The 11,833-nt window shown below is 32.1% G+C and carries 14 protein-coding genes, 1 tRNA gene and 1 pseudogene; 12 read left to right on the top strand and 4 right to left on the bottom strand.

Going from position 1 to position 11,833, the window contains the following annotated elements:
* The 4 genes from A9G38_RS07345 to lolB all read right to left on the bottom strand — a co-directional run.
* On the bottom strand, positions 1-506 hold a 506-nt coding region (locus A9G38_RS07345), incomplete at its 3' end, for a helix-turn-helix domain-containing protein (RefSeq protein WP_141671724.1).
* Between the two features lie 65 nt (positions 507-571).
* Positions 572-1,699, bottom strand: a complete 1,128-nt coding sequence (locus A9G38_RS07340; protein ID WP_051634303.1) for a bifunctional transcriptional activator/DNA repair enzyme AdaA — start codon at positions 1,697-1,699, stop codon at positions 572-574.
* A 246-nt stretch (positions 1,700-1,945) separates the two neighbouring features.
* Positions 1,946-2,788 (bottom strand): 4-(cytidine 5'-diphospho)-2-C-methyl-D-erythritol kinase, encoded by an 843-nt coding sequence (gene ispE, locus A9G38_RS07335; RefSeq protein ID WP_034914547.1) that lies wholly within the window; start codon positions 2,786-2,788, stop codon positions 1,946-1,948.
* An 11-nt stretch (positions 2,789-2,799) separates the two neighbouring features.
* Positions 2,800-3,420 carry a lipoprotein insertase outer membrane protein LolB gene (lolB, locus tag A9G38_RS07330; protein WP_034914549.1) on the bottom strand — a complete coding sequence of 207 codons (621 nt, stop codon included), beginning with the start codon at positions 3,418-3,420 and terminating at the stop codon, positions 2,800-2,802.
* A gap of 166 nt (positions 3,421-3,586) precedes the next feature.
* Here lolB and hemA point away from each other — a divergent pair, with 166 nt between their 5' ends.
* From hemA to A9G38_RS07275, 12 genes and pseudogenes are all read left to right on the top strand, one after another.
* Positions 3,587-4,858, top strand: coding sequence for a glutamyl-tRNA reductase (gene hemA, locus A9G38_RS07325; protein ID WP_034914552.1), 1,272 nt, complete (start codon positions 3,587-3,589; stop codon positions 4,856-4,858).
* 36 nt (positions 4,859-4,894) lie between these two features.
* Entirely contained in the window at positions 4,895-5,011 is a 117-nt protein-coding gene (locus tag A9G38_RS12435) for a DUF1289 domain-containing protein (protein ID WP_218056512.1), read from the top strand.
* Between the two features lie 2 nt (positions 5,012-5,013).
* The gene (locus A9G38_RS12575; protein WP_255307536.1) at positions 5,014-5,148 is read left to right on the top strand and encodes a hypothetical protein; all 135 of its coding nucleotides are present in this window, start codon (positions 5,014-5,016) and stop codon (positions 5,146-5,148) included.
* 118 nt (positions 5,149-5,266) lie between these two features.
* The gene (locus A9G38_RS07315) at positions 5,267-5,509 is read left to right on the top strand and encodes a zinc ribbon domain-containing protein (protein ID WP_034914555.1); all 243 of its coding nucleotides are present in this window, start codon (positions 5,267-5,269) and stop codon (positions 5,507-5,509) included.
* 98 nt (positions 5,510-5,607) lie between these two features.
* A tRNA-Leu gene (locus A9G38_RS07310) sits at positions 5,608-5,694 on the top strand.
* Between the two features lie 478 nt (positions 5,695-6,172).
* Complete coding sequence (locus A9G38_RS07305; RefSeq protein WP_034914560.1) at positions 6,173-7,117, top strand: WYL domain-containing protein; 945 nt, start codon at positions 6,173-6,175, stop codon at positions 7,115-7,117.
* A gap of 60 nt (positions 7,118-7,177) precedes the next feature.
* Entirely contained in the window at positions 7,178-8,248 is a 1,071-nt protein-coding gene (locus A9G38_RS07300) for a hypothetical protein (RefSeq protein WP_034914564.1), read from the top strand.
* A gap of 62 nt (positions 8,249-8,310) precedes the next feature.
* Positions 8,311-9,882 (top strand): ATP--cob(I)alamin adenosyltransferase, encoded by a 1,572-nt coding sequence (locus tag A9G38_RS07295; protein ID WP_034914568.1) that lies wholly within the window; start codon positions 8,311-8,313, stop codon positions 9,880-9,882.
* Entirely contained in the window at positions 9,879-10,145 is a 267-nt protein-coding gene (locus tag A9G38_RS07290; protein WP_034914588.1) for a YkgJ family cysteine cluster protein, read from the top strand. The genes A9G38_RS07295 and A9G38_RS07290 overlap by 4 nt, the downstream gene beginning before the upstream one ends.
* Positions 10,146-10,265: 120 nt before the next feature.
* Positions 10,266-11,063 carry a DUF3944 domain-containing protein gene (locus A9G38_RS07285; RefSeq protein ID WP_051634304.1) on the top strand — a complete coding sequence of 266 codons (798 nt, stop codon included), beginning with the start codon at positions 10,266-10,268 and terminating at the stop codon, positions 11,061-11,063.
* A 70-nt stretch (positions 11,064-11,133) separates the two neighbouring features.
* Positions 11,134-11,343 carry a hypothetical protein gene (locus A9G38_RS07280; protein WP_034914571.1) on the top strand — a complete coding sequence of 70 codons (210 nt, stop codon included), beginning with the start codon at positions 11,134-11,136 and terminating at the stop codon, positions 11,341-11,343.
* A 221-nt stretch (positions 11,344-11,564) separates the two neighbouring features.
* Positions 11,565-11,833 (top strand): annotated as a pseudogene (locus tag A9G38_RS07275) (HTH domain-containing protein); the annotation flags it as partial.

Raw genomic sequence — 11,833 nt, 5'->3', positions numbered from 1 at the left:
TCTTGTGCACATAAATAACCCGGATGATGTGTCTCAATTTCACCATGCGCTTCTTTTGATGCTTTGGCTTTTTCAAGGGCCTGTAATTGATTTTCCGTGAGCACACATCCTTCTTGTGCCACTTTGGTTTCTAGGGCTATTAAGCGTTTTTTAAAACTTTCTAAATCATGACGTAGCCAAATAGAGCGTACACCACTCCCTGACACCATGATGCCTTCTTGGCGGAGTTGATTGGCAACTCGATGTTGCCCATAAGTTGGATATTCATAAGCCATATTGACAACGGCTTGCTCTATATGTGGCTCTACCCGATTTTTTTCGATAGGCTTTTTACGACTGATTTCTTGAAGCGCAAGCTCACCACCTTGCTCATACAGTTTTTTAAAGCGATAATAGCTATCTCGACTGTATCCCATGACTTTGCAAGCTTGTTGAACGTTACCGAGTTGTTTAGCTAATTCTAAAAGTCCTAATTTAGGTTTAATAATTTTGGCAGTTTGATTCATTTCTGACTCTCCTTTTTGTGTTATAAAATAACTCAAACGTCAGATTAAGTAAAGACTATTACACATTAATCGTACTTTTGATAATAAAAAACTTTATTTTGTATTAGTCTAATTTGTGTTGAGAGAATACTTTTAGTTTTTATCTGAATATTTTTTTCGTGTTCAATTAGCCAACGTTTTCGTTCTAATCCTCCACCATATCCCATTAATTCGCCATTTGAGCCAATGACTCGGTGGCAAGGTATGATAATTGCAATTCGATTAAATCCATTTGCGCTTGCAACTGCGCGAATAGCATGTGGATTATTGATGTTTTCTGCTTGCTCTTTATAGGTAGTTAGTTTTCCATAAGGGATTTGTTTTAAACTGTCCCAAACAGTTTGCTGAAAATCTGTTCCAGGAGTATGTAATTTAACTGCAAAATATTTTCTTCTTCCTTGAAAATATTCATCAATTTCATTTTTAGCTTGAACAATATGGCTATTTTCTCCAAAAATAATTTTTGTATTAAGTTGTGTTTGTAATTGTTTAAATTCTGTTTCTAACATTCGACGATCCACGAATTCTAATAGGCAAATACCTTGATTAGTGGCGCAAATAAACATTGGTCCCAATGGTGTAGTTAGGCGATTAACCAAAATAATTTCGTTATTAGTATTTTGAGATGGGGCATTTTTCATTATTTTTTTATAAGTGTATCCAAAACCACTTAATGACTCATATCCTGTATCATAAGCGGTATTAATGACATTTTTACCAATTTTAAGCTCTTGAAAGGCATTATTTATTCGATACATCCTTTGATAGGTTTGGAAGGTAATACCATAATTTTTTTTGAACCAGCGTCTGATCGTTTCGGGGCTTATTTGATGCTCTTTTAATATCATATCGGATATTTTTGTTTTAGGATTTTGGGTAATTAATGCGATAGCTTTAATGACTTCTGATGGTGCTGCGTTAGAATTTTCAGTTGGTTTGCAAATTTTACAAGGACGATATCCAGCATCAAGAGCTTCTTTGAAAGTGCTAAAAAATTCTACATTTTCATATTTTGGTTTCTTTGCCCGACAAGTTGCAATACAAAATACCGAAGTTGTTTTAACTCCAGCATAGAATATCCCAATATAGCCTTGGTCTTTTGCAAGTAAAGCCTGATAATATTGTTTTCTTTTGTCTAAATTGGTAATAAGCATAATTTTTAAAATCTTAATTTTAGTTAATTGATAACTGGGTTTTGTAATCTGGTTAGCATATTAAATAAACAGTAAGCATCGCAACCGAAAAATCGACAACTATTTTTATTTTACTGTTTTTATGGTTTATAAATATAATTGGTGATTACCACATTCTATCTTTGTCAAAATGTGGTTATATTTAATATATAAATATTGACGTAATAAAACCTTAACCATTTAATGATTGTTGATTAAGGTTTTTGTTTAATTTGTGAATAAAGGAGAGGTGTTTAACGATTTTGCGACAAAACTATTAACTGATAGTGCTGCATTAAGTTTGCCTTGAATGGCTAATGCTTGTTGCTTTGATTCACATTGGGTAAAAACACATGCACCAGTTCCTGTTAATCGAGTTGTACCATATTGGGAAAGGTAAGTAATTATTTTATCTATTGTTGGATAACGTTTCCTAACTACTTCCTCACAATCATTTTTTAATTCGTTAAACTTCAATGAAAGTAAATTAGTAATGCTTTGAGCTGGCGTATTGCGAGTTAGCTCAGGATCATTAAAAATTTCGACTGTTGATATTTCAATATTAGGGCAAGTGACTAAATACCAATATTCAGGAATATCTACAGGGTGAAATTGATCGCCAATTCCTTCGGCAAAAGCCGCATGACCATAAATAAAAATAGGGACATCGGCACCAATTTTTCGTCCTATATCCATTAGTATTTCGGTTGATAAATTAAGTTGCCATAGCTGATTAAGTGCTACTAATACTGTTGCAGCATTAGATGAGGCTCCTCCTAATCCACCACCCATAGGAATTTTTTTATCAATTGTAATATCTACACCTAAATCATTACGGTTGGTATAGGATTTCAATTGTTCAGCAGCAACAACAATTAAGTTTTTATTAACGGGTACATTTGTAAAATCGGTTAATAAGTTAATTTTATTATCTTGACGAACATTAAAGATTAGGATGTCGCAATAATCAATAAATTGAAATAACGTTTGCAAATTATGATAATTGTCAGAACGGCGTCCAATGATATAAAGGAATAAATTTAATTTAGCAGGTGATAACCACTGTTTCATACTATTATCCTTTATCGTAAAATCCAGTCACTAATTTTTAAGCGAACAACTTCGTCATCATGCGTAAGCTCTATAGTTGCAGGTAAATCTATCTTTTTGTTTTGATAAGTATAAGTAGAGTAACTTGGAATTTTTAATGTCCATTTATTGTTATTTTGTATAAAGACAGTTGAAAGTAATCTTCCTGAACTATCTAACTTGTCAGTATTGATGTTGTCTGAAAATCCTTTTAACCAATTATGCAAAGAATTAAGTGGAATATTTACATTGGATATCTTTTTCATAAGATTTTCAACATTGGTATCTTGGTAATTTCTACCGTCTTTATCAACCAGTTGGGCATAATTAGGTTCGGCGTTTAATGTTAAAATATTGCTACCAATGGGGGAGGTTAATTTAACTTGGTAGTTATCAGTTGATTGTTGAGCTATTAAAAATCGTCCATAATTACGAGATTTATCACTTATGTAAGCTATACTACCTTTAACTTGGAATGTGTTTATTTGTTTTAGATTTTGTTGGCGGATTTGCCACTGCTGTTCAATCGAAGTGTTGTTTTGAGATTTTGTTATTTGGCAAGCGGTGATAAGTAAAGGTAATATGAAAACAAATATATATTTGATTTTAGACATAAAATAACTCTTAGTTGTTAGTGTTTGTGTCAATAAGTGCTGTATTATAACTGATAATTTACTGAATAAGAAAAAGAACCTTTACTGTTTTTTATGTATAATATGGAAGTTTAAGAACTGTTAATAAAATAATATATCTAATAACCTTCAAAAAAGAAGTGATGCAATGTCTATTACAATTTTTGGTGTTAATCATAAAACAGCGCCAGTTGCTTTAAGGGAAAGGCTTGCTTTTCCTAATGAGATTGTCGATAAAGCACTATACAGCTTATACCAACATCCTTTAGTTGATGGGTGTGTTATTTTGTCTACCTGCAATAGAACAGAAATTTATCTTAGTTATGAGCATCAAACTGACTATCTAAGATTAAAACAATCTGTAGAAAGTTGGTTAGGACAATTTCATCATCTTGATGTTGATCTATACCAAGATTCATTTTATTGGTATGACGGTCAACAAGCTGTTGAACATTTGATGTCGGTAGCAAGTGGTTTAGATTCTATGATCATTGGTGAGCCACAAATTCTAGGGCAAGTTAAGCAAGCATATAGTTTTGCTCAAGAACAAAATTGCTTATCTGTTCAATTAAAAAAACTATTTCAAAAAGTATTTCATGTGGCGAAAATTGTCCGTAGTGAAACCAATATTGGCACTAATACAGCATCTGTCGCTTATGCTGCTTGTTTAGTTGCTCGCCATCTTTTTAGTGATACCTTTAATTTAAATATTATGCTTGTTGGCGCAGGTGAAACAATAGAGCTTATTTCACGTTACTTAAAGCCGCATGGATTTAATCAAGTTATTATTGCCAATCGAACCCGTGAAAAGGCATTAAAACTTGCGGTTGATATTGATGCAGAAATCATTTCATTACCTGATATCGCTAATCGACTTAAAGATGTTGATATTGTGATCAGCTCAACAGCGAGTCCTTTACCTATTATAGGTAAAGGCATGGTTGAGCGCACTTTACGAGCTAGAAATCATCGTAAAATGCTGTTTATTGATTTAGCTGTTCCTCGCGATGTCGAGGAAGAGGTTAGTCAACTCAATAATGTGCATCTTTATACTATTGATGACTTACAAAAAACGGTTGAAAGTAATTTAGAACAAAGAGCTATTGCCGCTAAAGAAGCGCAATATCTTATTCAAGAACAAGCTGAACTTTTCATTGATTGGCTTAAGACTAGACATGCAGTTGCTTATGTTAAGCAGTATCGTAGTAATGCAGAAAGTATCAAACGTGAGTTACAAATAAAAGCCTTAAATGCCATCAGGCAGGGCGCTAACATTGACGATGTTTTTGCTGAGTTTTCACATCGCTTAACCAATAAATTAATCCACGCACCGACTCAAACATTACTTCATGCAGCTACACATGATTGTGATGACTGTTTTAAAGTATTAAGTAAAGGGTTAGGATTAAAAGAACATTAGTCAATATGTCGTTTTGCTTAGGAAACGAGGAATAAATTGGATCAGATTGAATTTTTTGATATTCCAAGCCCGTGTAAACGAGTTTGTGTAACTGATAAACAAGGCTATTGTATTGCTTGTTATCGCTCAAGAGAAGAAGATTTAGTTGGTTAACCTTGAGTGATAGCCAAAAGCAAAAAGTTTTGCGTTTATGTAAACAACGGGCATTAAAACGCCGTTATCTATTATCAAAACAGCAACAACAACAAGACTTAAATCCAGTAACACCTCAATTCGATCTTAATTTCTAAATCTATTTATCTATTTTTAATATATATTGTAATCTTGTTTAACTCAGAGTAGGATTTTTATACATATAAAGATGGCAATTATTTAGTCACCTTTTTTAATATTATTGGAATTTAAAATATGAAAATGTGTATTGCATGTGGCATGCCAATGACTGCTATTGCTGATTATCCATTGCTCGATATGTCTAAAAACTATTGTAAACATTGTGCTCATAAAGATGGCACAATGAAAACATTTGATGAAAAATGGCATGAAGTTACATTACAATATGCTCAAAATCACAATGTTGATAATGCAGTAGCTAAACAAACTGCTTATATAATCCTTAAAAAATTACCTGCCTGGAAATGCAGGTGGTAGTTGATTTTTTAGGCAACCAAAACGCTTTACGATAATACCTGTTGCAGATATTGTAAAGCTTAGTATAATGCTAACGTTTACTTATTTACACGTTTAATGCCAGTGTGGCGAAATTGGTAGACGCAGCGGATTCAAAATCCGCCGCCCTTAAAAGCGTGTCGGTTCGAGTCCGACCACTGGCACCAAGTCACTAAAAGAACACCAGCTTAAAGCTGGTTTTTTTATGTCTAAAGTCTTATCAAAACTGAGTTCAGCTATTTTTAATAAACTTGCTAACTAATCTTTACTGAAATTACATCAAAATAAGCATAAAAAAGATAGAATTGAATAATATTGATCGAAATAAACGATCAATGATCATTAATTGATCGAAAATTTCGATATGACAATTTTCTCTTATTCATCAATAATTAAATAAAAAAATAATTCTTTTTATTTCTTTTTCCGTAGATAGGAAAAACAATCTGATAATTTAATGCGTAATCAGAATATAACATTATTAATGTAAATGTTATCGGATTTTTATTCAGATCAAGCATAAAGTTTAATTTGTAAATTCAGTTAATACTTTAAGTTAAGAAAAGCTATATTATTCTGTAAAAATAATTGATTAAAAATAAAGCAATATTTCTAATTAGGGAAAAGGTTACAATAGGTAAATAGATGATGGGTAGGAAGAAAGATTCAAATGTTAGTGCAGGACAAAAACTGTTGAAAATGTATCACATTTTGCTATCAGATAATAAACCGCATTATCAATCAGATTTAGCTGAAATACTAAACTGTTCTGCTCAAACAGTAATACGACTAGCTGAACAGATCGAGTTATCTTTCCCTGAATGTTTCTGCTCTGGCAAGGAAAAAAATCGTCGTTGGTATAGTTTGCAGATCAATCATAAAAATACACTAGGTTTAAATTATCAGGAATTACGATATCTAAGTTTGTGCCGTGAATTGTCCAAACCCTTTATTCCACCAGAGATTGGTGAACGTATTGATCAAACATTATTGCATCTTTCTATGTTGTTATTAGAGTTAGATACAAGAGAACACTTTGCAACAAGTACACCTATTGCTTTTTTTACTAAAGGGAAAATTGATTATTCAGAGAAAGTTAACATTATTGAGGACCTATTAAAATGTATTGAAAATAAGACTTTTTGTCATATTCATTACATTGCTAACGGTAATCAACAAGGAAAAAACCACTATTTTGTTCCGCGAAAATTAATTGCAATGAATCATGCCTTATACGTTTATGGCGCAATTTCAAATAACGTTGCGACAGAATTAAAACACAGTACTTGTTTGGCAATTCACCGAATACAAAAGTTAGATTTTATTAATCAAAAAGCCTCTATATCAATAGCTGATCCAATTGAAAATAAAACAATGTTTGGTTTACCTGAACATGAACCTCGTACTTTTTCAATTCAATTTGCCAAATCAGCAGCTGGTTATATTAAAGAAAGAATTTGGTGCGATGAACAAAAAATCGAAGAAATCGAAAATGGCGAAATTATTCTTACTATCACCACATCTAGTGAACGTGAGTTAAACGCTTGGGTTAGGGGGTTTGGAGAGCAAGCAAAGATGATCACATCCTAGTTTTATTGCGATACAAACATAATATATTTTAATTAACATAAATTTAACGAGGAAATAACAATGGCATTACCTATTATTCTTGCAGGTGCAGCTGCAGTCGCTGCAGCAGTTGGTGGCAAAAAAGCATACGATGGTTATCAACTAAAATCAGAAGCTGATGAAATCTTGGAAAGAACCAAAAGCCGATATAACAAACGAAAAGATGAACTGGATGTATTAAACAAAGTTTCAGAACAGAAATTAGAGCGATTAGGTACATTAGAACTTAATATTGGTAAATCATTTGGTGAATTTAAAAAAATTTCCGACGAATTATTAAAACAATTGAAACAAAATGACAATAAAGATCTTAAGTTATCTGTTCCTAAAGTTAAGATGGATAAAATTGAAGAATATTCTTTTTCTACAGTGGGGTTTTTAGGTACGGTTGCAGCATCTGGTGCAGCGGGAGCAGCTGCAAGTTTTGCGGTATATAGCGGAGTGATGGCTTTTGCAGCTGCTTCAACAGGAACACCTATTGCCGCTTTATCTGGCGTAGCTGCATATAATGCCACTATGGCCGCTATTGGAGGTGGATCACTTGCTGCTGGAGGTTGGGGAATGGCTGGTGGAGCAATGGTTTTAGGTGCTGCAGCCATTGCGCCAATGATTGCTATTGCTGGTTTTGCGTATGCAAACCACGCTGAAAAAGCATTAGAAAATGCAAAAAAATCAAGTTCTGAAGCTGACACAGCAATAACAAAAATGGATTTAATTGATAAACATTTATCTAATACAAATAACTATGTGGATAAAATTTATACATCGTTGGAAAAAATCAATCAGACCTTTAATTATTACTTTTCTGCTTTAAAAGAGTTGCATCAAAAGATAGTGGTTCTTGGTTGGGGAGAAGATATTAGCGATAATTCGGAAAAGAGCTTAAGAGTTATTAATAACGGTTATTTATTGGCAGCTATTATGACCGATATTATTACAACCCCACTTTTTAAAATTAAAACAGTATCCGAAGATAGTATTGTTGAAGTCGAAAAAGATAGTGATGGATTCAATATTCTTAATCAAGAAGAATTAGATAATGTATTAATTAACAAAGAAAAAGAATATAAAGATTTTACTCAGGAAATGTAATGATAAAAGCCAAGAATACTTGGCTTTTGTTTTATTGATTATATTAACGAGGACTAAAAATAATGATGAAACAGGAAATGGATTGGGGCGAAGAGTTACATAATACTGTTGTCAAATCTTTGGTAACTTCATTTGGATTAGATTTTTTATTATTTAAAGATAATGTAGGTGGAGATGTTGATACCGTTCATAATGCACGACAAAACATTTACGCAACTGATAGAGAAAGAATAAGAAAGGAACAAAATCCAAAATATGATTCACATGAGTATCATTCTCATGCCAATTATATTGAGACAAATCGACAAGGAAAAATCGCTCATCAAGCAAATACCTTAAAAGATGCTTACACAGGGGAAATATTTGCTCAACATGATAAAAAAAATTTAGATCACGTTATTGCTGCAAATGAAATACATCACGATCAAGGTCGAATATTAGCTGAATTATCAGGAACTGACCTTGCTAATGACAGTAGCAATTTATATTTCACTAATGAAACATTAAATAAGTCTAAGAAAGCAAGTTCAATGTCTGACTTTGTAAACAAACTTCAAAATGAACTCACTCAAACTCGTCAAGAAATAGCTATATTAAAACAGAAAAAATCGTTAACAGATCAAGAAAAAAAATCATTAGAAAAGTTAGAAAATAAAGCCGAAGCAAACTTTAATAAAATGCTTGAAATAGACAAAAAAGCACGAGCTAAATACGAGAGAACTGTCAATATAGCCTATTATACTAGCAGTAAGTTTGCTAAAGATGTCGCTTATCAATCAGCTCTTTCTGGTTTTAAGATGGGAACAAGACAGATGCTAGGGCTTATTCTTGCTGAGGCATGGTTTGAACTACGCGATCAATTTCCTTCTATTTATGCAAATAATAAATATAACTTTTCTATAAAAAATTTTTTAAATGATGTTAGCAATGTATTTAATGCTATATGGGAACGAATAAAATTAAAATTTAAAGATTTTTTTTATTCTTTCAAAGATGGTGCTGTCAGTGGTGCGTTATCCAGTGTAACCACTACTGTTACTAACATATTTTTCACTACGCAAAAAATGCTTGGAAAAATGATTCGGGAAATGTGGGGGCATATTACGGCAGCTATAAAATTAATCTTTTGCAACCCTAATTCATTACCTTTAGGTCAATTAGTTAAAGAAGTAAGTAAAATTATTAGCGCTGGAATTTCAGTTGTTTGTGGTACTGCTATTTATAGTATCTGTTCGCAATTATTTGCTTTTCCATTCGGTACCGAATTATCTGCATTTTGTAGTGCACTAGCGACTGGTATTTTAACATTAGCATTTAATCACTATCTAGATAAAGGGACTCTTCCTCAAAAAATTTGGGCTTTTTTGGATAAATTTAAAGATAAATACGAAAGAACTCTCGATTTTTTTAAAGCTGTAAATGCTGAATTAGATAATTATTTAAAAGAGTTGGCAAGGCTAGAGTTCAATATGGATACACAACAATTAGCGTCATTTACATTGCATCTTACTACGACCAATAATGAACTAGAACGCAGCTTTCTGTTAAAAGAGGAAGTAACTCGTCGTGGCATTAAATTACCATTTGAAGCAGGTAATCTTGAGTCAGTAAATTCATGGTTAAAATCATTATGAGTAATTCCCCCCCGTTTCCTTGTTATCAATGTGGAGCTTGCTGTTGCAATGTTAATCGCTCGAAAGAAACACTATTTCTTGATAGTGGTAATGGGGTATGTCGCTATTATGACCATCAAACAAAATTATGTACCATTTATGAAACAAGGCCAGATATCTGCCGTGTAGATAAACAATATCAGCTCAATTATAAAAATAAATATAGTTGGGCTGAGTTTATCGAGATAAACACTATTGCATGCAAAATTTTGAATTCAAAATAACAAATGAACCAGTAATAAAAAATTAGAACGAAAACACCTTAAATTCCTTATGAAGGAAATTCTGATTGCTATAGTGTTGTAATCATAATTAATAATTAATAATTAATAAGGGGAGTATAAATGGCTATTTATAGAGATGATTCAGACCTAGTTTTTTTAAAACAATGTACTAATGAAGATTTAGAATTATTGGTTTCTATATTGACTGTTGATCCTAAGGATAATACCCTTCGGTTTACCGAAACATTAACAAGTGATGCAAGTTATAAACGACATTATCCTAACCATCAATTATATTGGAAATCTATAGCCGCAGAGCTTCAAACATTTGGTGCAAATTCAGGAATGAATCTATTAAGGCAAGGTAAAGGGGTATGTTATCGTGAAATATTAATAGATGTATGCAATAAAACTAACACAATATTGAATGAACCATCATCTTTTTTTATTGAGAAAATTGAAGATGCTTTATTAAATTCACTTCTCAAGCAATCATTAGAAAATATAAGTCAAAAAGACCTTAAAAAAATAGCAGCAGAATTGGGTAATGTTAATTCTAAAGTTACACCATCCATGGTAATGATGGGGATTCAAAATTTTATGACTTCGTCTTCTTTAATTTCAAATTATTTAATATTTAGCATTTTAAACAATTTTGGTTTTAAATCAGGAAATATAATGACAGTAATGTTACCAAGACCTTATCCGAGGCGATATCAGGAATTAGTATTATCTATTTGTTTGGCAATAAACCATTTATGGCTACTATTTAATATTACAGGACCAGCTTATCGTGTAACAATTCCAGCTTGTTTATATATAGCAACCTTAAGAAAAAAATACAATGATGCAAAAATAACGAATCATATATTAAAAAATAATATAGATCTTAAAAAAATAATGGGAAAAAATCTTTAACAAAAGTTTTTTATTTTTCTAATTAAAGTTGTGCTTATCTATTTAGCTATAAAACAATAAGGAGTTATACATGTCAATTTTTAAATTAATTAGTGTGGGTTCTGGGCTTCTTTTAACAACAGCAGCAGTATATACTGCGCAAGATAAAATAGCAAAAGCGTGTGAAGAAGATGAAGATCTTAAATCAATAAAAACAGAAGGGCGAGTATTAGCTAGTTTTGTAACCTCGGTTATTGTTGGTGGAGTTGTTAATAAGCTTATTAATCGCGTTTTTAATTAGTTGTAGGAAAAGACTGGATAGGCCACCAGACCTATCCTAAATTTTGTATATTTAATAGTTAAAGGTGACAGTTAATTCTGTCACCAAATTTTATAATAAACCAACTGATCTATCTTGTGCACAAGACCAATATTTGTTATCTAGATCAATAATATCGGCTTCAGTAGCTAGCAATGTGAGGATTTTCCGCATTGTTTACAGTAATTTGATACAGTACTGTATTGAATATACATAAAAAACTAACGCCTTATTACAGACATGAGATATGGCGCTTATATCATAAAGAAAAAATAACGGTCACTGATTTGGCAAAACGCTTTATGGTCAGTCGGCCTACCATTTATAATGTACAAAAGAAAGCCCAATTGAAGCTTTTTGTGCCTTTAACCAGTAAGAATGAACGTTATAAAACCATTCGTTATGGAATTAAACGTCTGGTTAAAGTCGAAAAATCGATTGAAGATAAATTAAGACGGCAAGCTAAACGCTA

Source organism: Gilliamella sp. Imp1-1 (assembly GCF_001690415.1).
In the GTDB taxonomy this organism is placed as follows: domain Bacteria; phylum Pseudomonadota; class Gammaproteobacteria; order Enterobacterales; family Orbaceae; genus Gilliamella; species Gilliamella bombi.
Note: the sequence above shows the minus strand (reverse complement) of the source record. Positions and strands in the feature narration are given on the sequence as shown.

Bases quoted from the DNA above. Each gene is read 5' to 3' on its own strand.
- A9G38_RS07290 (WP_034914588.1), top strand. From the start codon at position 9,879: ATGAGTAATTCCCCCCCGTTTCCTTGTTATCAATGTGGAGCTTGCTGT.
- A9G38_RS07315 (WP_034914555.1), top strand. From the start codon at position 5,267: ATGAAAATGTGTATTGCATGTGGCATGCCAATGACTGCTATTGCTGAT.
- A9G38_RS07280 (WP_034914571.1), top strand. From the start codon at position 11,134: ATGTCAATTTTTAAATTAATTAGTGTGGGTTCTGGGCTTCTTTTAACA.
- A9G38_RS07285 (WP_051634304.1), top strand. From the start codon at position 10,266: ATGGCTATTTATAGAGATGATTCAGACCTAGTTTTTTTAAAACAATGT.
- A9G38_RS07295 (WP_034914568.1), top strand. From the start codon at position 8,311: ATGATGAAACAGGAAATGGATTGGGGCGAAGAGTTACATAATACTGTT.
- ispE (WP_034914547.1), bottom strand. From the start codon at position 2,788: ATGAAACAGTGGTTATCACCTGCTAAATTAAATTTATTCCTTTATATC.
- lolB (WP_034914549.1), bottom strand. From the start codon at position 3,420: ATGTCTAAAATCAAATATATATTTGTTTTCATATTACCTTTACTTATC.
- A9G38_RS07305 (WP_034914560.1), top strand. From the start codon at position 6,173: ATGATGGGTAGGAAGAAAGATTCAAATGTTAGTGCAGGACAAAAACTG.
- A9G38_RS07340 (WP_051634303.1), bottom strand. From the start codon at position 1,699: ATGCTTATTACCAATTTAGACAAAAGAAAACAATATTATCAGGCTTTA.
- hemA (WP_034914552.1), top strand. From the start codon at position 3,587: ATGTCTATTACAATTTTTGGTGTTAATCATAAAACAGCGCCAGTTGCT.
- A9G38_RS07300 (WP_034914564.1), top strand. From the start codon at position 7,178: ATGGCATTACCTATTATTCTTGCAGGTGCAGCTGCAGTCGCTGCAGCA.